21 protein-coding genes are annotated in these 25,783 nt (G+C 59.7%); 6 read left to right on the forward strand and 15 right to left on the reverse strand.

Annotation, left to right across the window (positions count from 1 at the left end; all coding sequences use genetic code 11):
* Positions 1–42: 42 nt before the first annotated feature.
* Entirely contained in the window at positions 43–999 is a 957-nt protein-coding gene (locus tag H3U89_RS01490) for a nucleoside hydrolase (protein WP_154313098.1), read from the reverse strand.
* Positions 1,000–1,320: 321 nt separating this feature from the next.
* On the opposite strand from H3U89_RS01490, the gene H3U89_RS01495 reads away from it, so the two are divergent.
* On the forward strand, positions 1,321–2,691 hold the full coding sequence (locus H3U89_RS01495; RefSeq protein ID WP_198178852.1) for a sugar porter family MFS transporter: 1,371 nt from the start codon (positions 1,321–1,323) through the stop codon (positions 2,689–2,691).
* Between the two features lie 74 nt (positions 2,692–2,765).
* Here the strand turns inward: H3U89_RS01495 and H3U89_RS01500 are convergent, their stop codons facing one another.
* Both H3U89_RS01500 and H3U89_RS01505 read right to left on the reverse strand, forming a co-directional pair.
* Positions 2,766–2,969, reverse strand: a complete 204-nt coding sequence (locus tag H3U89_RS01500; RefSeq protein ID WP_015021464.1) for a hypothetical protein — start codon at positions 2,967–2,969, stop codon at positions 2,766–2,768.
* 113 nt (positions 2,970–3,082) lie between these two features.
* Positions 3,083–4,117, reverse strand: a complete 1,035-nt coding sequence (locus H3U89_RS01505) for an alpha/beta hydrolase (RefSeq protein ID WP_232345420.1) — start codon at positions 4,115–4,117, stop codon at positions 3,083–3,085.
* A gap of 150 nt (positions 4,118–4,267) precedes the next feature.
* Here H3U89_RS01505 and H3U89_RS01510 point away from each other — a divergent pair, with 150 nt between their 5' ends.
* Complete coding sequence (locus H3U89_RS01510; RefSeq protein ID WP_198178848.1) at positions 4,268–4,990, forward strand: DUF4391 domain-containing protein; 723 nt, start codon at positions 4,268–4,270, stop codon at positions 4,988–4,990.
* Positions 4,991–5,318: 328 nt separating this feature from the next.
* On the opposite strand, the gene H3U89_RS01515 is transcribed toward H3U89_RS01510, so the two are convergent.
* The 3 genes from H3U89_RS01515 to H3U89_RS01525 all read right to left on the reverse strand — a co-directional run bounded on the left by H3U89_RS01515 (position 5,319) and on the right by H3U89_RS01525 (position 9,214).
* The gene (locus tag H3U89_RS01515; protein WP_232345422.1) at positions 5,319–6,212 is read right to left on the reverse strand and encodes a dihydrodipicolinate synthase family protein; all 894 of its coding nucleotides are present in this window, start codon (positions 6,210–6,212) and stop codon (positions 5,319–5,321) included.
* Between the two features lie 95 nt (positions 6,213–6,307).
* Positions 6,308–7,744, reverse strand: coding sequence for a GntP family permease (locus H3U89_RS01520; protein WP_154313104.1), 1,437 nt, complete (start codon positions 7,742–7,744; stop codon positions 6,308–6,310).
* 186 nt (positions 7,745–7,930) lie between these two features.
* On the reverse strand, positions 7,931–9,214 hold the full coding sequence (locus tag H3U89_RS01525; protein WP_198178844.1) for an enolase C-terminal domain-like protein: 1,284 nt from the start codon (positions 9,212–9,214) through the stop codon (positions 7,931–7,933).
* A 245-nt stretch (positions 9,215–9,459) separates the two neighbouring features.
* Between H3U89_RS01525 and H3U89_RS01530 the strand changes: the two genes are divergently transcribed.
* Positions 9,460–10,452: a LacI family DNA-binding transcriptional regulator gene (locus H3U89_RS01530; RefSeq protein ID WP_198178842.1), complete on the forward strand. Its 993-nt coding sequence runs from the start codon at positions 9,460–9,462 to the stop codon at positions 10,450–10,452.
* Between the two features lie 613 nt (positions 10,453–11,065).
* Here the strand turns inward: H3U89_RS01530 and H3U89_RS01535 are convergent.
* Positions 11,066–12,184, reverse strand: a complete 1,119-nt coding sequence (locus H3U89_RS01535) for a zinc-binding dehydrogenase (protein WP_052323105.1) — start codon at positions 12,182–12,184, stop codon at positions 11,066–11,068.
* A 225-nt stretch (positions 12,185–12,409) separates the two neighbouring features.
* On the opposite strand from H3U89_RS01535, the gene H3U89_RS01540 reads away from it, so the two are divergent.
* Positions 12,410–13,093 carry an SOS response-associated peptidase gene (locus tag H3U89_RS01540; protein ID WP_198178840.1) on the forward strand — a complete coding sequence of 228 codons (684 nt, stop codon included), beginning with the start codon at positions 12,410–12,412 and terminating at the stop codon, positions 13,091–13,093.
* Between the two features lie 14 nt (positions 13,094–13,107).
* Here H3U89_RS01540 and H3U89_RS01545 read toward each other — a convergent pair whose 3' ends face one another.
* The 3 genes from H3U89_RS01545 to pepN all read right to left on the reverse strand — a co-directional run bounded on the left by H3U89_RS01545 (position 13,108) and on the right by pepN (position 17,883).
* Positions 13,108–13,761 (reverse strand): peptide deformylase, encoded by a 654-nt coding sequence (locus H3U89_RS01545; RefSeq protein WP_198178838.1) that lies wholly within the window; start codon positions 13,759–13,761, stop codon positions 13,108–13,110.
* 30 nt (positions 13,762–13,791) lie between these two features.
* Positions 13,792–15,168 carry a phosphoglucosamine mutase gene (gene glmM, locus H3U89_RS01550; RefSeq protein ID WP_029677825.1) on the reverse strand — a complete coding sequence of 459 codons (1,377 nt, stop codon included), beginning with the start codon at positions 15,166–15,168 and terminating at the stop codon, positions 13,792–13,794.
* 99 nt (positions 15,169–15,267) lie between these two features.
* Positions 15,268–17,883: an aminopeptidase N gene (gene pepN / locus H3U89_RS01555; protein WP_198178836.1), complete on the reverse strand. Its 2,616-nt coding sequence runs from the start codon at positions 17,881–17,883 to the stop codon at positions 15,268–15,270.
* A 174-nt stretch (positions 17,884–18,057) separates the two neighbouring features.
* Here pepN and H3U89_RS01560 point away from each other — a divergent pair, with 174 nt between their 5' ends.
* Positions 18,058–18,855, forward strand: a complete 798-nt coding sequence (locus H3U89_RS01560) for a hypothetical protein (protein WP_198178834.1) — start codon at positions 18,058–18,060, stop codon at positions 18,853–18,855.
* Positions 18,856–18,971: 116 nt separating this feature from the next.
* Positions 18,972–20,036 carry a 2,3-butanediol dehydrogenase gene (locus tag H3U89_RS01565; protein ID WP_045935109.1) on the forward strand — a complete coding sequence of 355 codons (1,065 nt, stop codon included), beginning with the start codon at positions 18,972–18,974 and terminating at the stop codon, positions 20,034–20,036.
* Positions 20,037–20,125: 89 nt separating this feature from the next.
* On the opposite strand, the gene H3U89_RS01570 is transcribed toward H3U89_RS01565, so the two are convergent.
* The 5 genes from H3U89_RS01570 to H3U89_RS01590 all read right to left on the reverse strand — a co-directional run bounded on the left by H3U89_RS01570 (position 20,126) and on the right by H3U89_RS01590 (position 25,711).
* On the reverse strand, positions 20,126–21,979 hold the full coding sequence (locus H3U89_RS01570; protein WP_198178832.1) for a ribonuclease J: 1,854 nt from the start codon (positions 21,977–21,979) through the stop codon (positions 20,126–20,128).
* Between the two features lie 62 nt (positions 21,980–22,041).
* Entirely contained in the window at positions 22,042–22,953 is a 912-nt protein-coding gene (gene dapA / locus H3U89_RS01575) for a 4-hydroxy-tetrahydrodipicolinate synthase (protein ID WP_154313112.1), read from the reverse strand.
* Positions 22,954–23,193: 240 nt separating this feature from the next.
* The gene (locus H3U89_RS01580) at positions 23,194–23,838 is read right to left on the reverse strand and encodes a hypothetical protein (RefSeq protein ID WP_198178831.1); all 645 of its coding nucleotides are present in this window, start codon (positions 23,836–23,838) and stop codon (positions 23,194–23,196) included.
* A 457-nt stretch (positions 23,839–24,295) separates the two neighbouring features.
* A complete protein-coding gene (locus tag H3U89_RS01585) occupies positions 24,296–25,099 on the reverse strand; it encodes a hypothetical protein (RefSeq protein WP_198178829.1) in 804 nt (267 codons plus the stop codon).
* 42 nt (positions 25,100–25,141) lie between these two features.
* Positions 25,142–25,711, reverse strand: coding sequence for a DUF805 domain-containing protein (locus H3U89_RS01590; protein ID WP_198178827.1), 570 nt, complete (start codon positions 25,709–25,711; stop codon positions 25,142–25,144).
* Positions 25,712–25,783: the final 72 nt, after the last annotated feature.

Below are 25,783 nucleotides of genomic sequence, written 5' to 3' on the forward strand. Positions count from 1 at the left end.
AATTCTCTTTCTTTTGCGTGAACTTGCCGGGGATGGAGGACCTCAGTCGGCCTGGGAGGCCAGCCTGGTGATCCGGGTCATGAACTCGTCCAGGAAGCGGGGCACGTCCACGCCGACGGCCACGCGCATGGTCTTGTTCGGGTCGTTGAGCCGCTGCTCGTCCCCGATGGTACGCCCGCGAGTGGCGCCTTCGGTCTCCACCTTCATATTGATGGGCAGGGTGGTGACCAGGGTCGGATCCACGGCCACGCCCACGGCCAGCGGATCGTGCAGGCCGCAACCACCCAGATGGGGCGAGGTGGTCTCGTAGGCCTTGATGTAGAAGTCGGTCATGTCCGCCAGGAAGTTGCCTGCCGCAGTGCCCAGCTGCCTCCAGCGGGCGGTCTCCTTGTAGGTCAGCAGGGTCTGCAGGGTCACGTCCAGGCCGACCATGGTCACGGGAGCGCCGGAGCGGAAGAGCACATCGGCCGCGTCCGGGTCCTGGGAGATGTTGGCCTCCTGCCAGGCGTCCACATTGCCCGGCACGGTCAGGGCCCCGCCCATGAGCACAATGGAGCCTATGCGCTGGGCGATGTCAGGCTCCTTGGCCAGGGCGGCGGCGATGTTGGTCATGGGGCCGGTGGGCACGTAGACCAGATCCTTGCCGTAGGTGTTGACCGCATCGATGATGAAGTCCACGGCCGACTGTGTCTCAGCCTTGCGGTCCGAGTCGGGGATGGCCACGTCGCCGATGCCGTTCTCGCCGTGGATGAAGGCGGAGACGGGCAGCACCTCGAAGGAGTCCGCCTTACAGGCGTGGGACAAGCCCGGGTAGACCTTGACCTCAGGATGACCCAGCAGGTCGGTGATGGCCAGATCGTTGCGGATGCCCTGCTCCAGGAGCACGTTGCCATAGGTGCCGGTTATGCCGATCAGCTCAACTTCGGGGCTGCCCAGGGCATAGGAGATAGCCAGAGTGTCGTCGACACCAGTGTCCAGATCGAGAATCAGCTTACGCATACAATGTTTCCTTTCATCGCCATGGCTGTATGGAACCATGGCCGTATGCATCCACGATGTCCTTGTGGTGGATGCTTGTTTATCATATGCGAAATCGAGCGGTTTCGCTCCCCTATGACATGCGCAAGTCGTGGACAATATCCGCAAATGTTCATATAGCCCGCAACCAGGGCCCGGATAACGAATCCGGATAGCGAATCCAGCAGCTGGTTCTCCGGCTGATTCCCCTGTCCACAATGGCGAGCCTGGTCGACGGACCGCTCCCCCAGATGCCTATGATTACCCTGATTAAGCCCGGATGATCTGGCGAAAGGGGAGCCCATGGCTGCGATTCAAGGGCGGCGGCGCAATCTGCAACTGATGACCGCCCTGGGTGTGCTGGCCGGCGGCCTCTATGGCTATACCTTGACCGTCATCTCTGGCGCGCTGATCAGCATGAATCTAGGCTCCGGCCCGGGCGGGCATCTGACTGCCGGCGAACAGGGCATGGTCACCTCAGCCCTGCTGATAGGAGCTGCATTGGGATCCTACCTGGCTGGCAAGTTCAACGACCGTTTCGGCCCCAAGCACATCATCCTGGCCGGCGCCCTGCTGGCCATCCCCGGAGCCCTGCTGAGCGCCCTGACCCCCAGCCTGATCCTGCTTGGTCTGGGAAGATTGATCATCGGAGCTGGCATCGGCATGACCTCGACCATCGTGCCCATCTACCTGGCCGATACGGTCGGCACGGAGGAACGCGGACGGGTGGTTTCGGTCAACTCGGTCATGATCGTGGTCTGGCAGCTGCTGGCCGTCAGTGTCAACGCCATCCTGGACCGGATGGGTGCCGACTGGCGGACCATGCTCTGGGCCCTAGTGCCGCCCGCCATCCTGCTGGCCCTGCTGGCCTGCTTCCTGCGTGACAGCCCGGCCCACCTGATCCGCCGTGGCCAATCGGACCAGGCAGCAGTCTTCCTGGAGTCCACCCGCGACCAGGCAGAGGCCCGGGTGACCATGAGGGAGCTGTCGGATCCGGCGAGCGCGAAGACCGCCGGCTTCAAGGCCCCCTGGCTCCGGCGGGTGCTGATCGTGGGCATCGGCGTGGCCATGATCAACCAGCTGACCGGGCTGAACATCGTCAACTATTACGCGCCGACCATCTTCACCGACACCCTGGGCTTCGACCCCTCCCTGTCCATGGTGGCCACCGTGCCCGTCATCCTGGTCTCCGCCATAGCGGCAACCATCGGAGGGCTGGGACTGATCGACCGCTTCGACCGCCGCGCCATTCTGGCTGTGGGACTTGCAGGCACCATCATCTTTCTGGCGGCCATCGGGGTCTGCTACCGGTTCGTCGGCGCCCCGGGCAGCGGGTCACGGACTGCCGCCTGGATCATGATCGGCATGATGATGATCTACGTGGTCTTCGTCCAGGGCCTGGTGGCCCCGGTCACCTGGCTGCTCCTGTCCGAGATCTTCCCCCAGCAGGTCAAGAGCCGTGGCATGGGCTACGCCAACGTGGCCATGAACCTGACCAACTTCGGGCTCTCCCTGGTCTTCCCCACCCTGCTGGCCCGACTGGGCGGCACCGGCACCTACCTGCTCTTCGCCCTGATCAATGTGTGCGCCCTGGTGTTCGCCTGGGTCATGGTGCCCGAGACCCGTGGCAAGAGCCTGGCCCAGATCGAGCAGGAGGCCCGGGCCCGGGCATGAAACCGGCATAAGAAGAGGGCGGAACCGGATACCGGCCCGCCCTTATGGAATCTGATACTTCAGATTCATATGCCTCAAATGTTGAAGACCTGCTTGGCCAGCTTGGCGATGGTGTCGCCGCCCAGCTGTGCGACATCATTCTTGCACTGGTTGATCCTGCCGAAGAGCTGGTCCGCGTCGTTGTATGACAGGGGCTGGCCGATCTCCTTGGACAGGTCAACCAGCTGGTCGATGGTCTCCAGGTTGCTCAGCTTCTCTACCAAGGTCTTCTCGTCCATGAATCACTCCTCTGTAAGCGGCGGTGCAGACACCGGGGGCCTTGCGCCATCGATGCCCACCTTTCCCCTCCCATCATAGCCAACTAGCGGATGAACCAGGCGCGCAGAGAGGCTCAAATCAGGTCGTAGGAGAAATCGTGGATCTGGTCCAGGGCCTGCCGGCTCTCCTCCAGCCAGGTCATGGCCACCGGATAGACGTGTCCCAGGGTCTGCAGGCGGTTGGGCCTCAGGTCATGCAGCTCGAAGTCGCGGCCCTTCCCGCACAGAATCTCGGCCAGCTTGAGCGCGTCACCCTGCAGAAAGTCGTCGGCGCTGGTGTTCAGGAATACCGGCGGCAGGCGGACCATGTCGACCATGGTCGTCAGGTCGGCCACCTGGTCGCCCCCAGCCTGCACGAAGCTTCTGAAGAAGGATGGAGCAACCATGGCCAGGGCATTGGTGGCGGATCCAGTTGTATCGGAGTCTTCCGGATCCACCGATAAGTAAGGAGTCAGATCGAACAGGCCTGAGACGAAGGCAGCACCCCGGGGCCGCAGCCCGGCAGGCTTCAGCCCCAGCCTCTGCGCGAATTGGTCATCGGACTCCACAGCCAGCATATAGAGCGCCAGGGTGCCTCCGGCCGAGTCACCCGTCAGAAAGATCCTGTCGGGCGAGACCGGATACTCGTCCAGGTGGTTCTTGATCCAGGTCAGAGCGGTCAGCACGTCAGACAGCTGGCCCATGAAGTCCGTGCTGGGGATCAGCCGGTAGTTGACCGAGAAGGCCGCAAAGCCACGCTGGGCCAGGTGGGTACAGAAGTTCCGGTTGAGCTCCTTGTAGCCGTACATGAACCCGCCGCCGTGGATGTCGATGTAGACCGGGGTAACCCTGCCGTTGCGCAGCAGTACATCATGAGGCAGGTAGAGATCCAGCTTGTGGGCTCGCAAACCATCGTCCACATAGGCGATGTCGTTGAAGCAGTCCACCCCCTCGGGCACCTGCCAGTGACGGGAACGGGGAGCATCCATGCGCCCGAAGGTCAGCCGGGATCCCAGAACGGCCCGAACCATATCGGGACTGCAACCATCCAGGTCCCCGTCGACCTCGGTCCATCCCTCCAACAGTTCACGTTCCTCGTCGGTTACGGTCATCTGTGCATCCTTGCTCATCATTCAGCCCTCATCACTCCAACCCGCACAGCTTCTCGCATCCGGTCTTGCGGGTTTACAGCCAATATACCTTGCCGGCAAACGGACACTCCTGCCCCTGGTCGCGCTCCTGCCGGTAGAATGACGGAAACAGCGACAGAAAGGCCAAGGATGACAATCGCAAGCTACGAAGGCGTATCCGCGCTCTCCCTGGGCCTGCCGCCCACCACTGCCATTCCAGCAGCCAAGGGCGAACTGCCCATACGAGCTTTCACCACGCGACCGCCCGTCTCCTCACGGCTGCGCCAGCACTTCTCCACCAGCGTCGACAGGATCGTCATGCTGGCCCTGCTGCGGCCCGGGACCATCCCTGTGACGGATGGCGCGCACTGCCATGAGGTGCTGGTCATGGCCATCGGGCTGAAGACCCCCGATGTGCCGGAGGACGTGCTGGAACATATCGCCGCCATGCGCTCCTCAGGTATGGTTTTCATCACCATTCACCAGGGCGAAGAGGGTCTGGCCTGCACCCCGGCCGTCCGCCGGGCCCTGCCCACCAAAGCCGGTCATGAGACCAGACATACGCTCCACCTGGGCAGGCCACGCCCTGCCGATAAGACCAAGTTGACCCTGGTCGGCGACGATATGGACCAGGTTTGGGACAGCCTGTGTGCCCAGGTGACCCTGGACCAGACTGACGGCACGGATCTGGACAGCCGCCTCGCCGTCCGCGAGCGCATCGACCTGCTCAAGGCCCAGGAGGCCAAGCTGACCGGGGACCACGGCCGGGCCAAAACCACCCAGGACCGCAACACGGCCTTCGCCAAGCTCCAGAAGGTCCGTGCAGAGCTGAAGCAGCTTTCCGCCGATAATCAGACGGCAGAAGATAATTAATCAACCAGCAGCAACCTTATGCACTTAGATCAGAGCAGCCGGGTTTCCGCAACGGAATCTTTCGTGCAACTGCAATGAAATCCCACCTTGTGCAGAGGCAAAGAAGCGGATAATCCCGCAGCCAAATAGCCAAAAGTGCTTTGGTCGCTGCAAATTTTCTGATCTTATGCGTATTGAAGAAACAATCTAACTGGCACTAGTTAAAAGCACTAGAGCTCAACGAGTGCGGACGTCACTGGAGTTATCATTTCCTGCAACGTCCGCATTAGTCGTAACAATCAGCTGACTTAGCATTGTTTACCCAGTCATGATGCGCCAAGCTAAAACATCAGCGGGATTCGAGAATATCAGCAATTTTTGTTTCCTGGTCACTAGTAAGTTGGACAGCAGGCTTTCGTATATCTGTACAAATCGGCAATCCCTTGGCCTTTACCGCTCCCTTAATAGAGGAAATAAACAGATCGGCCACATCATATATCTGCATTAAGGCATTGACACGCTCCGCACATCGCAGAGCCGTCTGGTAATCTTCATGCTCATATGCAGAATGCATGGCGACAAAGGTCTCTGGTTCAACGTTTGTTAGCCCGCAAAGCACTCCATCGCCACCGGCAATTCTGTTAGCTGTGTAGTATTCATCAAACCCCGAGAGTACACAAAAATCAGGATTAACCTTGCGAACAGCTGCGATTACCTTGCGAGTATGGCTGATCGTATCGACCGTATCTTTGATTCCCACGATATTGGGATGGCTGGAAACCAATTTGACAACTAGGTCTGGGGACAAATCCATTCCTGTTCGGGGAGGAAAATTGTAAAGGAGGACCGGGAGTTTGATCGATCTGCAAATCATATCATAGTAGTCTTCAGCTGCCTCATTCGAGGGGCCGAAGTAATAGGGAGCTACAGCAACAACACCATCAGCTCCGGATTCCTCGGCATTTATCGCGAAGTCGACCACCTCATCAGGATTTGTTCCGCCAATCCCCACCAGCACCTTCATTCTGCACGCCACGTGATCTGAAACGTACTGTATGACCTTCTTTTTGGTCTCCAAATCGAATGCATAAAACTCACCTATGCTGCCAAAGATCAGTACTCCGTCAATTCCGGCATCGATCAGATGGTCGAGATGACGGCCCCAAAGATCGTAATCAATGTCACCGTTCTTTTTTGTAATCGTGATCGAAGGGCAGTAAATACCGTGGAATTTTTTCGCCATACCAATACTCCTCATTCGTTAAATAATGAACCCCTATGCTTCTGGCAAGAAGTTTATGATGAACGGGCTCATCCCCGAACCAACCAATCGCTCCTTTACATCAGGACAATGCTCAAGAGCATCACGAAGATGAACGCCACAACCCCTAAGAGAGTTTGCATCACGGTCCATGTCTTGAACATCTCGGTCAAAGAGAATCCGAAATATTCCTTGACCAACCACAATCCGGCATCGTTGACGAATGAGAATACGATGGAACCGGCACCAATGGCCAATACCAGAAGAGTTACACCAACGGGGTTCAGGCCCATCGCTACAGCCACTGGTTCAAGGATTCCTGCAGTAGTTATGGCGGATACCGTAGAAGAGCCGGTCGCGATCCTAACAAACGCAGCGATAACCCAAGCGATAAGCAGCACCGAAATATGGGAGGTCTTCACAAATTCAGTTAACATATCACCAATCCCGGTATCAATAAGGACTGTCTTGAAACCACCACCCGCGCCTAGGATAAAGACGATTCCTGCGATGGGCTTCAGAGAATTGCCTGCCTCGCTTTGAATTTTCTTCCATGGGAAATTGGTGACCTTGAAGAGGACAAGGGCCGAGAAAATGAGCGAAATCAGCAAGGCGACCTCAGGATTGCCGACGAACTGCAATATCTGCGGACCCATCGCTTTTGAAGTGCCAAGCTTAGGATCGATCATTGTTGCAATGGATGTGATCAACAGCAGAAGGGCTGGGAAAATAATGCACATAAGAGAGAGCAAGAACGAAGGACGCCTGCTACCCTCTGGTCGATTTTCCAAACTCGACATGTCGAAAGTATCTGGAGCCCCTCTACCAACAATCCTTGTAGCATAGCGCGCAAAGAGAGGGCCGCAAATAATGACAGTGGGAATAGCGATCAGCACACCAATTCCCATGGTTATGCCCATGCTTCCGTTAGAAAACGTCTTTAAGGCAGCCGTAGGTCCAGGATGAGGCGGTACAAGAGCCTGCATGGAAGACAAACCAGCCAGGGATGGCATTGCAATCATCATAATGGGCAACTTGGAACGCTTGGAAACCATGATAATGACCGGAACCATAATAATCAGGCCCACATCGAAGAACATGGGCAACCCTATCAGCGAACCAATCAAAGCCATAGTCCAGGGCAACCATTTTGTTGACGAATGATCAACCAGTGTGTCTACAAGCACACCAGTCGCACCCGTAACCATGAGTGTTTGACCTAGCATGGCACCGATTCCAACTAATATGCCCACGCTTTTGGTCGTCGAACCGAACCCATCAAGAAAGGAATTGATGGTATTCATCAAACCATAGCCTGATCCGATGCCTGTGATCATCGACGCAATCATTATGGCTATGAATGGGTGAACATGTGCGGCAGAGACCAACATGATCAACACAACCACACCCACGATAATGCTGATCAATAGAGCCACGGGGTTCAGATGAACCTGTGGAGGCTGTTCTGAAGCAGCTGCCAAGAGTAAAGGAGCCGCTGCGATAATTGAATTCATGAGACGTCTTTCTGTGAAACGATGTGCAATGTATGATTAAATTCATGCTTCATTCGAGCTCACCACATAAATGTTCCTAATGGAAAAGTCCGGGGCTCAGAACTTTGGAGCGAAAGGCATGAATTCAGCAGAATCAAATAGAAGGGAGTGAGGGCGAGGGGGCATCATTGCCTTCCCAACCGAACATCAACCGCGGTAAATATACTTTTCGGCCGTCTCTATCGTCATCTCAGTGCCATTACCTGGGGCTGTGGGAGCCACATAATTGCCATTACGTATCTCAGTGGGATGGACAAAATACTCATGTTGGTTATCAACGTATTCGATCATCCGGCCATCCATGGTACCAGACACTGCGCAGTAATCGAACATGGCAAAATGGCAGACAGCTTCGCACAACCCGACTCCTCCGGCATGCGGGCATACAATTTTATTGAACTTCTTTGCCATAAGATACTCGAGCACGATCTCCTGAGGGCCAGCAACCCTGGTAGCGTCTATCTGCATGACGCCGAAGGCATTTTCTTGTAGGAATTGCTTGAACATGATGCGGTTCTGCATCTGCTCGCCGGTTGCTACAGGGATGGGGTTGATAGCACGGGCGATAGTCGCGTGACCAATGATATCGTCTGGATTAGTCGGCTCCTCCACCCAAGCCAAATCAAAATCATGAAACTTATTGATCCACTCTATGGCCTCAGGAACATCCCATACTTGATTTGCATCAACCGCCAAGCGAACTTCAGGACCAACTGTCGCACGAGCCAATGCGAGACGACGCAGATCGTCGTCAACATTATGCCCAACCTTAAGCTTGATTTGCTTGAAGCCTTTTTCTTGGGTCTCCTTCTTGGCTATTTCCACCATCTTCTCGTCTGCGTAACCCAGCCACCCTGCTGCAGTGGAGTATCCGGGATAGCCGTTCTTGAGCAGATATTTGATACGCTCTTCCTTGCCTTTCTGCCCTTGCCTGAGGATTTCTGTAGCCTCCTCTGGACGAAGAGCATCAGTAAGATAACGGAAATCAAGTGTGCTTACCAATTCTTCTGGTTCCATCTCAGCGAGGAGCCTCCACAGGGGCTTGCCTGCCCTCTTAGCCTTAATGTCCCAAAGAGCGCTAAGTACAGCGCCAATGGCCATATGTTCCACTCCCTTTTCCGGACCAAGCCATCGCAATTGGGAGTCACCGACCAAGAGATCCCAAGCACTTCGCATGTTATCAAGAAAATCCTCAACATTACGCCCTACCAAGACCTGCGACATGGAATCAATGGCCCGGCAGACCACATCGTTACCCCGACCGATGGTGAAGACAAAACCTGTACCTACGATACCGTCGTCTTTATTAGTGTGAACTTCTACATATGCGGCGGAATAATCAGGATCAGGATTCATGGCATCAGAGCCGGATAGGGTTTGAGAAGTGGGAAAGCGAAAATCATATGTTTGGACTTTGGTAATTGTGCTCACGATAGACTCCTTCGTCATATATACCGCGATCTATTTCTTTAATGACAGTTCAGACTATAGCGATATAGTTCGAAAAGTACAAACACGCTTTGGAAATATTTCTAAGCTGGAGATCTTTATTATATACTTATGAACTAAGCAGGCTCTGCGTCAACCTGCAATTGCACAGGTCTGCTTTTGTAACCCTAAGTTTCTGAGTCCCGTCCTTGCAAGGATCGATCAATGGGGGAAGGAAGTGACTTGCAGTGAAGGTTTCCGAAATAGCAGAGCTCGCTGGCGTTTCGGCGTCGACAGTTTCCAAGGTCATCAATGGCAGAGCGGGAATCGCTGCTGACACTAGGCGACATGTAGAAGAGGTGCTTGATGAAAATGGATACTTCAAACCGCTGGTCAGCACTAAAGTATCTCATACAATTGAGCTGGTTCTAGACCATCTCGATTCAGACTGTACAACAGCTTTTACCAAAGAAGTCTCATATTGGGTGCAGCAGGCCGGTTTCGCACTGACCGTAACCCAGCTAGAGGCGGGCCTCAGCATAGAGCACTGCTTCCGCAGCATCATTGACCGCAACCCCATGGGTGTGGTGATACACCAGATAACTCAAATTCCTGAAGCAGAAAAGAAGCTTTTAAAATCTAGAAATATTCCATATGTTATATTAAATCCAGTCACACCTCTGGATGACAAAGCAATGTGGGTCTCCTTTGATAGGTGGACTGGCGCCTTTCAAATAACTCAGTATCTGATATCTATGGGACATAGACGCATCGGCATAATCAATGGTCCCGCAGATGCGCAGGCTACCATTTCTAGATATGGAGGTTTCCTCACCGCAGCACATCATGAGGACATTGATATTTCTGATGAGCTCGAAGAGACGACTGATCTCTCTCCTCAAAGCGGATATGAGGCTGCCTGTCACTTGCTTGACCGTTCTAATCGACCTACTGCGATTTTTGCCTGCAACGACCAGGTAGCAACGGCCGTCTACCGTGCAGCATACGAAAGGGGCCTATCTATACCCGATGATCTCTCTGTCGTTGGTTTTGAGGATATATTCCCTGCAAATTACTTGGATCCACCTCTGACGACAGTTCATCAACCCTTCAACTCTGCTTCACGTAAGGCCATAGAAATGATTATCGATCAACGACGAAATCGAAAAACAGAAAATCACGTGGTATTACCTATGACTATAGTTAAGCGTGGAAGCGTGATGCGCCCCAAAGAACAATAGCAATACAGTTTAATGTACAATTTTATTTTAATGAAAATAATCCCAATGTAGGCAGTGTATAGTATTTGGCATCATCACAGACTAGTCCATTTTTTATTGAGGATCATCCATGGCAGTCATATATTATCTATGCACAAAGGGCACAGTCACAGGAATCTAGCCGCAAACTGCGCATGTGCAAAGCTTGCCGCGATACTGCGTCCTAGCAAAAAGAAGCTATAGTGTGAAAGGACCGATGCTTAACAGTGCGCGAAATGCCGACATCCAACATGATCCTTCTGGTCGAATTTCACAGCATAAAGATAATTTTTGCCAATCGAAAGTTTAGGGAAAATTAGAAAATTTAGTTCGTCGTACCTCAATTATAAGTAGTATGCAGTCTTTCTAAAAAACCTCATGTACCGTCTGCGCATAAGGAATCACCTCTTCCTGATTCAGCGCGGAAACCGTCGGATCAATCATCACGTAGTGCAGATTATCCTAACTCAGGAAAGGTAAGGGGTTGTTGGACTGCAGCGGTCCGACAACCCCTCATAGATCCATATCAAGAATCTACTCAATTAAACCCAGGGATCTGAAATAAATTGATTTTTCTATAAACCCCAAAGGCCGATCAGTCGAATTCGGTGATGACCGAACGGATGACCTCGCCGTTGACCAGCTGCTTGTAGGCCTCGTCGATCTGGCTCAGCTTGATGTGCTGGCTGACGATGTCATGCATGTTCAGCCTGCCGTCCACAGCGAAGTCGGCATACATGGGGATGTCGTGCTTGATGTTGGTGGAGCCCATCCACACACCCTTGAAGCCGCGCTGGTGGACCAGCAGATCGGCCGGGTTGATCTCCAGGGAGACCGTGGCATCCGGCTTGGTCAGGCCGATCGGGTAGGCGGTGCCGCCCACGCCCAGCATGTCCCAGGCCTGCTTCATGGTGACGGGCAGACCGATGGCCTCGAAGGCCTGGTCCACGCCGCCGTCAGTCAGCTCGCGCACCTTGGCCACAGGGTCCTCGTTCTTGGAGTTGATGACGTCGGTGGCGCCGAACTTGCGGGCGAACTCCAGCTTGTTGTCCAGCAGGTCGATGGCGATGATCCGCTTGGCGCCGCAAATCCGGGCTCCCGAGATGATGTTCAGGCCGATGCCGCCGGTGCCGATGACGGCCACGGTGTCGCCGGGACGCACATGGGCGGTGTTGATGGCCGCTCCGGCTCCGGTGATGGTGGCGCAGCCGATGCAGGCGGCCTCATCCCACTTGACCTGGTTGTTGACCACGGCCAGCTGGTTCTCGTGAATCAGGGCCTTCTCGGCAAAACCGCCGGTGCCGAAGGCCTGGGTGATGGGCCGGCCGTCCGGGAAGGACAGACGGGGCTTCTCGCCTGCGCCGCGCACGCACTCCTGCTGCTGGGTGCAGGACTGGGGCTGGCCCTTGAGGCAGTTGGCGCAATGTCCGCAGACCTGCTCCAGGGAGGCCACCACGTGGTCGCCCACCTTGATGCCGGACACCTCGGGGCCCACGGCCTCGACGATGCCCGAGATCTCATGGCCGATCACAGCCGGGAAGGGGAAGAACTTGTCGTCATCCTCGACCAGGTGCAGATCCGAATGGCACAGACCCGAGGCCTGCACGTCCACCAGGACCTCCGCGCCAATGGGGTCGTCAATGATGATCTCCTCGGGCTGGGCAAAGCCCTTGCCGATGCCGTAGGCAATCGACGCCTTGATCTTCTGAGGCATAAACCATCTCCTAATCACAATGCCACCACCGGCCTCATGCCAGACAGGGCAAAAACAACGTTGAATATTTTGCTGTGGCCACGGCCATCCTCAATGTATGCACCGCTGCCGCAGACCACCTTCATGCTAGCAGGAAAGAGGGGCCAAACAGCATTTAGACTGGCCCGGGAAGAGGCCACCGGCGTTTCCTCGACGGGGACTCCGGGCATCCATAGAATGGGCTTCATGTGTGGACGATTCGCGGCCGACCTGGACTACTCCAGCCTGGCCCAACACTATAGTGCCCGGCAGGCTCCGGGACTGCCCGAACCCTCATGGAACATCAGCCCCGGGTCGGTCATCGCCCTGGTGGCCCAGGACCGACATGGGCAACGGCACCTGCATCCGGCCCGCTGGAACCTGGTCCCCTCCTGGTCCGAAAGCGATCAGATGGCCTACCCCACCCATAACGCCCGGGTGGAGAGCGCCCTGACCAAGCGGACCTACGCGGACTCGGCCAGGAGTCAGAGGGCCATCATTCCGGCCAGCGGCTACTACGAGTGGACACCTGACCACCAGCCCTACTACTTCCAGGCTCCCGACGGCCACACCCTGAACATCGCCGGACTCTACTCCTGGTGGCGTGCCAGGCCTGGTCAACCCTGGCTGCTGACCGCCACCATCCTGACGACGCAAGCCACGCCGGAGGCCGCCCGGGTGCACGACCGGATGCCCCTGCTGATCACTGATGAGAACGTGGACCCCTGGCTGGACCCAGGCACAGAGGGCAGTACGATCCTGCCCAAGGCTGTGGAGCCTGGCCACCATGCCTCTGAAACATTGACTATGCACCCCGTGGCACCCTTAAAAGGCGACGGTCCGGAGCTGACAGAGGCCATGGCCCTGGACCAGAGGGTCAAGAGAATTTAGAGGGTTCGAAGGATTCAGATGGTGAAGCCCAGCTCCCGCGCAGCCTCGGTGGGGACCGGGTCGTAGGCCCAGTACTCGCTCAGGTTGTCGTCGGAGGACAGACTGCGAATCTCGGCCTTGTCGATGTAGACCTCGCCCCATAGATGGTCGGTCTCATGCTGGAAGATGCGGGCCGGCCAGCCGTGCATGCGCTGGCGGTGCTTGCGCCCGGAACGGTCCTCCCAGCTGGCCGTGATGTCCAGCCAGCGCCGCCGGACCGCCTGGAATCCCTCCAGGGACAGGCATCCCTCATAGAAGGCCGCGGTCGCCTGCCCGATTGGCTCATATGAGGGGTTGATGATGACCCTGAAGGGCAGTTCGTCGATCTGGCGCGGATCGTCCTCGTCGTCGCGGACATGGTCCTCGATGACGGCGATGGCCAGGCCCAGGCCCACCTGGGGCGCTGCCAGTCCCACGCCCGGGGCCTCAAGCATGGTGGTGCGCATGGCCTTGAGCAGCCTGTTCAGAGTCTTAGCTGCCAGCTGACCCTTGTAGGGCTGGGCCTGTTGGCGCAGGACGGGCTCGCCCATCTGCACGATAGGCAGGAGCTCCTCTTTGCCGGCCTCGGCCAGCATGGATTCCACCCGGTGGTTGAGATCGGCGTCGAAGGCCGCCTTTCTGCCGAACATGGATGATTCCGCCTTTCCTGGGTCGTCGGTTCAGATGGCCAGCTCGTCGGCCACGACCGAGGCCAGCCGCTGGCAGACCTGGTCGGCCTGCTCCTGGGTGGCCGCCTCGACCATGACCCTGACCAGGGGCTCGGTGCCCGAGGGCCGCAGCAGGACCCGGCCGGTGTTGCCCAGCATCCGCTCCTCCGCCTCGACCGCATCCTGGACCTTGGCGTTGGTGCGGGCCGCATTCTTGTCCACGCCTGAGACGTTGATCAGTTGCTGCGGCAGCTGGGGGAAGTCGGCGGCCAGCTCCTTGAGGCTCTTGCCCGAGCGCACGACCTCCTTGGCCAGGGTCAGGGCCGTCAGGGTACCGTCTCCGGTGGTGGCGAACTCCCGGTTGATGACGTGCCCGGATTGCTCGCCGCCCAGGGTGTAGCCCCCGCGCAGCATCTCCTCAAGGACGTAGCGGTCGCCCACAGCCGTCTGTACGGTGACGATGCCCATCTGCTTCAGGGCCAGCTTGAGTCCCAGGTTGCTCATGACGGTGACCACCAGGGTATCGTTGGCCAGCTTGCCCTCGCGCTGCTTGGCGCGGGCCAGGATGCCCATGATCTGATCGCCGTTGACCATGTTTCCCTCTTCGTCCACGGCCAGGCAGCGATCGGCATCCCCGTCGAAGGCCACGCCCATGACCGCATCCGAGGCCTTGACCATGGCCTGCAGCTGTTCAGGGTGGGTGGACCCGGCGTGCTTGTTGATGTTGTAACCGTCGGGCGAGGCGTTGATGACCACCACGTCCGCTCCGGCCCGGCGCAGGGCCTCGGGGGCCACCACCGAGGTGGCTCCGTTGGCGCAGTCGGCCACGATCCGCAGACCGTCCAGGGGCTTGGGCTGGGTCTTGTCGGGGGCGACAGGGGCCACGGCCTCCACCAGATGGTCGATGTACATGTTGGTGGCGGTCACCGTGTCATGGGAGACACGGCCCACGCCCTCGCCCACCGGGCGCTCCCAGTCCTGGCCCAGGACCGCTTCGATGTCGTCCTCCTTGGAATCCTGGAGCTTGAAACCGCCCCGGGCGAAGAACTTGATGCCGTTGTCGGGCATGGGGTTGTGGGAGGCGGAGATGACCGCCCCCATCTCCACGTTCAGCACGCTGGTCAGGTAGGCGATGCCCGGAGTGGGAATGATGCCCACGTCGATTACGTCGAAGCCACCCGAAGACATGCCAGCGGCCAGGGCCGAGGCCAGGAAGTCCCCGGAGACCCGGGTGTCACGGCCGATCAGGGCCCGTCGGCGGCCCGCGGACCGATCCGCGCCACGGCCCAGGACACGGACTGCCGCATCGCCCAGATCCAGGGCCAGTTGTGCAGTCAGGTCCCTATTGGCTAAACCGCGTACACCATCGGTACCGAATAATCTGGGCATTTGCTCTCCTCCGAACGTACCATCCTGCATGCAGGCAACAGATTCATTATGGCCCCGACCCTGACCCGTCGCCACCCGGGCCAGGGTCGGGCGGAATACTCAGCGCAGCCGCTCGTTGTATTCGCGGACCTTGAGGATGCGCCTGGAGGACTCCGTGTTCTGGATGATCATCCCGCGCAGGGCCTTGGGGGCCTCGGCGTGGTCGGCCAGCCAGGCATCGCCCGCCTTGACCAGGGCGGCCGGGTCGGCCTTGGTCGGGTAGAGCCCGCCTGCCGACAGGGGGTTGAGCAGGGTCTCCGCAATGTGGAAGGTCTTATGGGTCCAGACCTGGTCCACAGCCGCAAAGAAACGGTCCACGTAGGGCGCGAAGAGCTCCTGGTCCCCGGAACCGGAGAAGCCGTCGGCCAGGGCCTCGATCTGCGAGTTGGTCAGATCCTCGTTGTGCAGGGCCTGATCCCAGGCCCAGGCCTTGGCCTGATCCGTCGGACGGGCTGCCCGGGCTCCCATGGCGAATTCCCGGTTCTCCGTGGTGTCTTTCGCGGCCAGCTCCCGGTCGATCTCGCCGTCTGCCAGCAGGTCGTGGGCGGACAGGGCGTGGATGATCAGCCAGCGGGTGTTGTTGTCGATGGTCAGCCCCTCCAGCTTCAGGTCGCCGCTCAGCAGACCACGGGCGTGATCCTCGAAGTCGGCGTCGTCCCCGTAGCCCAGGTAGGCGCGGACCAGCTGGAACTGCTCGTCCGAACCGGGCTGGGCCTTCATGGCCAGATCCCAGAGCGTGCCGGCCACCAGCTGCAGCATGGGCTGGCGGCGACGGGAGGCGGTGAAGTGGTGGGCTGCCGTGGAGATCTGAGACAGGGCGTAGCGGAAGGTGGTGGACTGATGCTCGGTGGCCAGGGCCTTCAGGCTCAGGCTGATGAAGCGCTCGGCAGGGAACTGCGCATCCCGTGTCATGTCCCAAAGGCTGAGCCAGACCACGGCCCGGGCCAGACGGTCCTCAATCCGGTAGAGATTCTGCGTGGCATACTCCAGTGAATCCTGGTCCAGACGTAGCTTGGCGTAGGTCAGGTCGTCGTCGTTGATCAGGATCAGGGCCGGACGCTTCTTGCCGACGACCTGGGGCACTTCGGCTCCCTGGCCGTCCAGATCCAGCTCGAACCGGTCCGTGCGCACCACCTTGCCGGACTCGTCCTCGTCGTAGAAGCCCACAGCCAGGCGGTGCGGGCGCAGTACAGGATGCTCCTCGGGGGCGGTCTGGTCGATCCGCATGGCGGTGATGGTCCCCTGCTCGTCGGTCTGCACCTGGCTGGTCAGCGTGGTGATGCCGGCCTCCTCAAGCCAGAGCCGGGACCAGTTGCCCAGGTCGCGGCCACTGGTCTTCTCCAGCTCGGTCAGCAGATCCTTCAGGGTGGCGTTGCCATGGGCATGGGCCGTCAGATAGTTGTGGATGCCCTGGAAGAAGCGCTCACGGCCCACGTAGGCGACCAACTGTTTCAAGACGGAGCCGCCCTTGGCGTAGGTGATGCCATCGAAGTTGACCTCGGTATCGTGCAGGTCACGGATGGGGGCCACCACCGGGTGGGTGGTAGGCAGCTGGTCCTCGGTCAGGGCCCAGCTCTTCTCGCCGGAGCAGAAGGTGGCCCAGTCGTCGGTCCACTCGGTGGCCTCGGCGGTGGCCAGGGTCGACATGAACTCGGCGAAGGACTCGTTCAGCCACAGGTCGTTCCACCACTTCATGGTCACCAGGTCGCCGAACCACATGTGGGCCAGCTCATGCAGGACGGTCTCCACACGGCGGTTGATCTGGGCCCCGGTGGCCTTGGACTCGAAGACGTAGGAGTCACGGAAGGTGACCAGGCCGATGTTCTCCATGGCGCCAGCATTGTATTCGGGCACGAAGATCTGGTCGTACTTGGCCCAGGGGAAGGGCAGGTCCCAGGTCTTGGCATAGAAGGCGAAGCCCTTCTTGGTCACGTCGAAGAGGTATTCGGCGTCCCCGTCCAGGGAGTCCTTCAGTGCCTGGCGGCAGTACAGACCCATGGGGATGGTCCGTCCGTCCTCGTTCTGATACTCACTGGTCCATTGGGCGTAGGGGCCGGCGGCGAAGGCGGTCAGGTAGGAGCTCATGACAGGGGTGGTCTGGAAGATCCAGCGGGTCACGCCCTCGGTGCGGCCGCCCTCCAGAGTTCCCTCGGCGGTACGGCTGTCCAGGTCCTGATGGGAGGCGGGAGGCATGTTGGACAGGACCTTCCAGGATGCCGGGGCATCCACGGTGAAGTCGAAGACCGCCTTGATGTCGGGCTGGTCGAAGACGGCATAGACCCGGCGGGCGTCGGGCACCTCGAATTGGGAGTAGAGGTAGACGTTGCCGTCCGAGGGGTCCACGCTGCGATGCAGTCCCTCGCCTGTGCGCGAATAGCGGCAGAGGGCCTCCACCCGCAGCTGGTTGTGCTGGCGCAGGTCGTTGAGCTCAATCCGGTCCTCCCGGAAGGCCAGGGCCGGGTCCAGGCGCTGGCCGTTGAGCTCGATCAGGCTCACCTGGTCGGCGATCAGATCCACAAAGGTGGACTCCCCCGGCCGGGCATCAAAGTCGATCAGGGCCGTGGAGGGGAAGGTGGCAGGCCCCTTGGTCAGGTCCAGATTGACCTTGTAGCTGACATTGGATACGACGACGGCTCGCTCTTCGGCTTCCACACGAGTCAGATTGGCTCCGGGCATGAATTTCCTTTCGCGCATGGATGTCGGTGCCCCCACCGGCATCGGCATAGGTCCTGTATGGATATGGCATGTCAAGTCTAATGCGGGCACCAGCCGACGGGCCAGCAGGACGGTTTCCCTCTTTTCTGACGGCGCAGTCCGGACGGGAATAGTCGGTCCTTGAGGCGGTTGTTCATGGTCCATGCCTCACGAGTCTGGCAGAAAGGGAACGTCATGCAGGTCCGGGCCGGGTTCACCACACAGCAGCTCAACATGCTCTGCCAATACTCCTACGGGATCGGTCGGGGGGATGTCAAGACCCGGCCGGGCCTGCACCTGTTCGAGGATCCGGCCCTGGGAAGCTACTGGGTACTGCGGTCCCGCTACTGCCCCGAAAACGGCTTCGAGGGGATGATCACTGCCCCGGACCTGGAGGGTGGCCCGGACCATGCCCATTTGGTCGTGGTCTACGCAGGCACCAACCTGCGCGACGACCCCCGCCACGACATCCACGCCGCGCTGACCTGCTTCCTGCCGCCGCTGAACGGGGAGCCGGGACAGACACAGCAGGCAGGCATCCTGGCCGAGCAGGCACTTGACCTGGCCCGGCGCAGGGCGGGAACCGACCGTGGGGTGCTCTTTACCGGGCATAGTCTGGGCGGAGGCCTGGCCCTGATCCAGGCGGCGGAGCAGGACCTGCCCGCTCGGGTCTTCTGCGCCGCCGACCCCTGGCGGGTGCTGGACCAGGAGCAGCGTCAGCGGGTGGCCCGTCACCACAGGGACGGCAAGTTCCTGGATTATCGTCTGGGCAACGACCGGGTGACCGGAACCGCCAACCGTCTGCTGAGCGGACAGGCCGACCGCAGCGCCTGTGTGGTCTGGTGCGGCAAGGGACCCAGCAGGTTCGGACACTGGCTGGGCGATTTCGACTTCGACCAGGGCGGCGAGGTCCTGGCCGAAACTCCCCTTACGTTGGCCACATGTCCACGGTAATATGGAAATTGGGCGGTCTCCAATGAGGGAGCGTCACCCGCCCGCAGGGATGTCATGTTGGGTTATTCAACTTCGTCCGTGCAGGGCTTACACGCATATCAGAGAGGATATACGATATGAAAGCATTGATGTACTACGGCAAGGAAGATGTACGTCTGGAGGACGTGCCCGAGCCTGAGCTCAAACCGGGGACCATCAAGATCCACCCCGCCTTCACCGGCATCTGCGGTTCCGACCTTCACCTCTACTTTGACGGCGAGCAAAACGGCGGCAACTCCAAAGACACCCCGCACCCTCTTTCCGGGGAGACCCTGCCTGTGGTCTTCGGCCATGAGATCTCCGGAACCATCGAGGCCATCGCCGATGACGTGCACACCGATATGAAGGTGGGCGACTCCGTGGTGGTCGAGGCCGAGATGGCCTGCGGAGAATGCCCCGCCTGCAAGGCCGGCAACTACAATGACTGCCCCAAGCTGGGCTTCATCGGCATCAACGGCTGGGGCGGTGGCATGAGCGAGCACATGGTGGTGGCCGCCGAGCGCGTCTTCCCCGTGGGCGACCTGCCCCTGGATCAGGCAGCCCTGATCGAACCCTTCTCAGTGGCCTACCACGCCGTGCGTCTGATCCATACCGAACCCGGGCAGACCGCCCTTGTCGGCGGAGCAGGACCTGTCGGCCTGCTGCTGGGAACCGTGCTCAAGGCCAAGGGGCTCAAGGTCATAATGTCCGAGCTCTCCCATGCCCGCAAGGACAAGGCCCTGCAGTCCGGTGCGGCTGACCTGGTCATCGACCCCAGCAAGGAGGATCTGCTGGAGCGGGTCAGGACCGAGACCGATGGCCGTGGCGCCGATGTGGCCTTCGACGCGGCCGGCGCGGAACCAGTGGTCCACCAGCTTCTGTCGGCACTCAAGGCACAGGGCAGCCTGGTCGTCGTGGCCATCCACGTCAAGCCCGTCAACTTGAACCTGACCATGGAGATGGGCTTCGGCGAGAAGCTGATGTCAGGATCCATGGGATACGCCAACGATCATGCCGACGCCATCAAGCTCATTCATGACCGGAACATCGACCTGTCCACCTTTATCACCGACCGGATCAAGGTCGAGGACATCGTGGACAAGGGCTTCCGTCCGCTGCGTGAGGACGCGGAAAACCACGTCAAGATCATCGTGAGCATGTAAACGCTCCCCTTCTGCTGATAACACTGAAGGCTCCGGCCGTCCTTCTGGGCGACCGGAGCCTTCAGTATTCAGTATGCAGGCAGCGGCGATCAGTCCTGCGGCTGCACGTCGGTGGCGATGTCGGCCACCACGGGCACGATCATGGGCCGGCGGTGCAGCTTGCGGGAAATCCAGCCGCCCAGGGTGCGGCGCATCATCTGCTGGAGCTGGTAGGTGCCGGTGGTCCCCTTGGACATGGCATCCTCAAGCTGATCGACTATCTGGGAGTTGATGGACTTGAACTCGCTCTCGTCCTCGGCCACGGCGTTCAGGTAGAGCTTGGGGCCGGAGACGACCTTGCTGGTCTCGGTGTCGACCACGGCGAAGGCGGAGACGAAGCCCTCGGTACCCAGAATCCGGCGCTGCTCCAGCTCGTCGTCGGTCAGCTGACCCACCGAGTCGCCGTCCACATAGACGTATCCGCAAGGCACGGATCCGACCACGGCGGCCTGGCCGTGGTAGAGGTCAACCACGTCGCCGTCCTCGGCCAGGACCACATTCTGCGGATCCACGCCGGTCTTGACGGCAATCAGGCCGTTGGCCACCAGATGCCGGTTCTCGCCGTGGATGGGCATGGCGCACTTGGGCTGCACGATGTTATAGAAATGCAGCAGCTCACCCTCATCGGAGTGGCCGGAGACGTGGATGGCCGCGTTGTCTCGATTGACCACCTTGGCGCCCAGACGCACCAGCTTGTTGATGACCTTGTAGACCTCGTGCTCGTTGCCGGGGATCAGTGAGCTGGCCAGGATGACCGTGTCGAACTCGTTGATGGTGATGTCACGGTGGGTCCCGTCGGCGATGCGGCCCAGAGCCGCCATGGGCTCGCCCTGGGATCCGGTGCACATGTAGACGATCTTCTCGTCGGGAATGCTGTGGGCATCCTTGAGGTCAACCACGGTGTCCTCGGGCAGGTGCAGATAGCCCAGGTCGGAGGCGATGGACATGTTGCGGACCATGGACCGGCCGGCGAAGACCACCTTGCGACCGAACTTGTGGGCGGCATCGACCACCTGCTGCACCCGGTGGACGTGGCTGGAGAAGGAGGCCACGATAATCTTGCGCTGAGCCTCGGCGAAGGCCTTGTCCAAGGCGGGGGCGATTGAAATCTCGGGCTTGACGAAGCCGGGGACCTCGGCGTTGGTGGAATCGACCATGAGCAGGTCCACGCCGGACTCACCCAACTTGGCGAACTCCCGCAGGTCAGTCAGACGATGGTCCAAAGGCAAGGGGTCGATCTTCATGTCGCCGGTGTCGATGATATGACCCGCCGGGGTGCGCACAGAGACAGCCAGGGCGTCAGGAATGGAGTGGGTGACCGCCACGAACTCCAGGCTGAAGGGGCCCACCTTGAGCTTGTCGCGGCCCTTGACCTCAACCTCGGTGGGCTTGAGATGATGCTCCTCACACTTGGCATCCACGAACCCCAGGGTCAGCTTGGAGCCAATCAGGGGGATATCAGGACGCAGCTTGAGCAGATAGGGCACGCCGCCGATATGATCCTCATGCCCATGGGTCAGCACCAGGGCATCCACCTGATCCAGCTTGTCCTTGATGTAACTGAAGTCGGGCAGAATCAGGTCCACGCCCGGCTGCTCCTCCTCCGGGAAGAGCACACCGCAGTCAATCAGCAGAATGTGGCCGTTGTACTCGATCACATTCATGTTCCGGCCGATCTCCCCCAAGCCACCAAGGGGGACAATACGCATGGAGCCCTTACGGTACTTGGGGGGCGCCACCAGACGCTGCTCGGTCTGGGTGCCCTTGCCGCGGGCAATAGCGCCGTTGCGGCGGCTGCGGGATTCACCCCGGGACCTGCCCGACCCCTGCTTACCGTTCTTGGAGGAGTACCGACGATTTCTGCTCTTGCCGGTCGTGTTTGATTCTTCTTGTTTTCTTGCCATTCTCACTTGTGTTTCCATTATCTGTACCCCCGTCTGATACAGGGGCGACGCTTGGTTGCTTGTCAGGAACGCATCAGCCCTGCGGCCTTCATGCCTTTCTCGGCTTGAATCAGCTGGTCCTTGCCAGGCCCAAGATTAGGGAGCCTCATCGTCGTGCTGTCCAAGACGCCGGCCACCTTCAAAGCGGCCTTGGCCATGACCGCCTGCTGCCCTTGGCCGTTCAGAGCCTGGACCAGCGGCGCCAAGACGGTCGACAACCTCCGCGCCCCTTTCAGGTCGCCTTGATCGAACCGAGTCGCCAGGTCCTGCATAGGACCGCTGGCCACATGGGCCATGACCGATATGACGCCGACGGCACCCAAGGCCAGGAAGGGCAGGTACAGCCCGTCATCGCCGGAGTACCAGGTCAGCCCCGTCTCCTTACGCTTGATGGGAACTGCGGCCAGGTCACCAGTGGCATCCTTGACTGCCTCGACATGCGGCAATTCGGCAAGACGACGGTAGGTATCCACAGTCACGTGCAACCCTGTGCGGCCAGGTACATCGTAGAGCACGATGGGACGATCCACAGACCGGCAGACGGACCTGAAATGCGCTACAACCCCATCCTGGGAGGGTCTGGAGTAGTAAGGCATGACCACCAGGAGCGCATCTGCCCCGGCTTCCTGGGTCATCTCGGCCATGCGGACCGTATGGGCCGTGTCATTGGAGCCCGCACCCGAGATGACCGGCACGTCCACCGAATCCTTTACTGCTCGCACCAAATCGACTTTCTCTTCCATATGGGTGGCCGGAGATTCGCCGGTGGTGCCGTTGACCAGTATGCCGTCGGCCCCATCGGCCACCAGGGTCCGGGCCAGATTGGCGGCAGCCTCGTAATCCACGGATCCGTCATGGTTCATGGGGGTGACCATGGCCGGCACGACCCGCCCGAATGGGGCCTTGTCCAACAGATGGGTTTGGAGCTCAGACATACTTCAACGCTACTTGCAGACGGGGACTCATCACCCTCACGACACCCTTCCCCCACTGTCAGTCTTAGACAAGCAACGTGTGCCGTACCTCCTCAATCCCTGCCCAATCAACAAGAGTGGGAAAGAGACGGTCCCTAGTAGCATAAGCCAGATGGCAGAGCCAGCCCGGTCACCCTGCCGCATCCCACGATGTGCGTTCGATCCGTGCCTATAAGCAGAGAGCAGCATCCCGGGGCAAGCTCATTGCTGATCCTGCACGGCGGTGCCGCCGCGATACAGGGCGGCCACCAGGGTCATCAGGTCGAAGATCAGCGCCCAGGCCGCCAGCCACTCGAAGGAGGCATCACGGTCGTCGCCCGCACAATAGTCGATCGCCCACAGGTCCTGCAGAAACCACAAGGCTCCCGTTGCGCCCACCGCCACGCACCAGGGCAGGCACGACAGGGGGGAACCACCGAACAGCAGGCACAGCATCCACGACGGCACCACGCACGACACGGCCGCAGCCGCCCACGCCGCCACACGGCCACGCACCAGATCCGACACGAACCGCAGCCAGGTCACCCCGGCCACCACCAGCACGGCCACCGACACCAGCACCCAGCGCATCACCCCCGGATTCGCGCCGGTCATCGCGCCGAACATCACCCCCCAGCAGGGCATCGTCGGCATCGTCAGCGCCAGGCACCAGAACCCCGGACGCCCCCCACGGCTCTCGAACCGGTCCAAAAACCACCACATCGTAAAAACCGAGAGCAGGCCCGCCAGGCCGAACTCCACAAAACGGTACCGTACCCACTGCTCCTCCTGGTCGTACAGGAACGCCCAGCCCGGCACGAACCCCGCCAGGAAGGCCGCCCCGTACACCGCCAGCTTGCGCACCACGCCGGCACGCGAAAAGGCACGCTCCCCCGCAGGCGCATGACGCGCACACCCCGCCACCCGCGACATGACCGAAGACGCGCTCTCCAGCCAGGACCTCCCCGCAGGAAGCCGCAAGGATCCAGAAACACCATAAGCCATCACACACCACCCTCCCGCTCAAAGCATCGAATCCGCCACTCGACCCGCCAGAGCGTTGATTCCGGTCTTGTATCAGTGCCGTTCATGCTGGTCTCTTCCCATCTCGCATCGTCGGAGTTCGTCCTACTCCTGCGCAAGCACGGACCCCCAAGACCCGGCCAGCGACGAGAAGGGCTTTGAATAACCAAGGCCCACAGACACCAGCGTCTTCCACCCGACACCACTTTTATCCTGATTATAGACTCGCCGCTTCAAGGTACGACATCGTCTTTGACCACGGAGGGGACGGACGGATCCAGCCCTCCCCGCGCAGCCGACATCATCGGCTGGCATCGTCGTCATCTTTGGAGGCTCCCATGAGGGAGGCGATCAGCACAATCAGATCGAACACTAGCGCCCAGGCCGCCAGCCACTCGAAGGCCGCGTCACGATGCGTGCTCGCGCACTTCCCGATCGCCCACATGTCCAGCACGAACCACAAGGCGCCGACGACACCCACCACGCAGCACCAGAACAAAGACACGCCAGCAGACCCTGTTGTCTTGGCCAGCATCCAGGACGGCACCACGCACAACACCACCATCACCGCCCACGACAAGAACCCGTTGCGCACCAGCCGCATCACCGCTGGGAACACCAACACCCCGACAACCACCAACACAGCCACCGACACCAAAACCCACCGGAACACGCCACCGGAATAGCGGGCGCCGGAACCCGATATGATGCCGAACCCCGGAGCGCACGGAAGCGACAACACCACAAACCAAGGCCCCGGACGCCCCTTCCCATCCTCATACCGCCCCAACAGGACAACCACAGCAAGTCCGGAAAGCACAGCAAGCAGCAACCCTTGGCCTATCCAGGTGCGCACCCAATCCTGGTCCTGGTCAAACAGGTAGTACCAGCCGCAGGCGAACGCGGCCACATAGGTCAACGCGTACAGCACCGTCTTCCACAGGACCCCGCCCAGGGAGAACTCACGGGTGCCGGGCCGCGCATGCGGGACGCTCCCGACCACACGCGACATCACCGACGACAGGACATACGACGCATCAACCCGATCCCCAGCGCCATCCGACACCCCGCCGGCACCAACACCCCCGCCGCTCGACTCAGACATCACCACCACTCGTCTTTCACTCTTTCCGCTACTGCAGGGGGGTCACTGTCCGTTTGGGTCCACTGGGTACTGTGCTGTGCCAGGCTGACTCGCACTGAGGCTTTTGTTGTCGACAACTGGATGACGGCGACGTGAGGGGACGCACATGATGACCAGCCGGATGACCACGGCCAGAAGGAGGATGATGATCCCCAGGGGGGAAGGGGTGGACGGATCCAGCCCTTCCAAGGCATCCGACACCATCGAACCGACAACCAGACCAAAGCCCACCATAATCAACACGTAGAGGACGAGCGCCAGCCACCCCGACAGGGCCAGATCATGCAGACGCCGCACCGTCAGGGCATACATAGGCACCAGCATCGCCAGGGAGAACAGCGCCGGTATGACGACCAAGGGACCAGAAGAGAACACGCGGGTCAGGCTGGTGTCCATGAACGAGACGAACAGGGAGAAAACCCACATCTCCTTGCGGCAGGAACGCCCCTTCCCCCTAGCATACAGGTAGAAGGGCCGTTGCAGGCACTCCTGCAAGGTCGCATCATACATGGGCTCGTGCCCCTTCATCACATCCACACGACGCGGCCTCTTCGAGAACAAGGCACTGGCCATAATCCCCACCTTTCCTTTCTTCATAAACCCGTCCCGACGGTCCGCCGGGACGGGACAACCGATATCGACATC

Origin of the sequence: Bifidobacterium sp. W8104 (assembly GCF_016100735.1) — a bacterium.
Classification (GTDB): domain Bacteria; phylum Actinomycetota; class Actinomycetes; order Actinomycetales; family Bifidobacteriaceae; genus Bombiscardovia; species Bombiscardovia choladohabitans.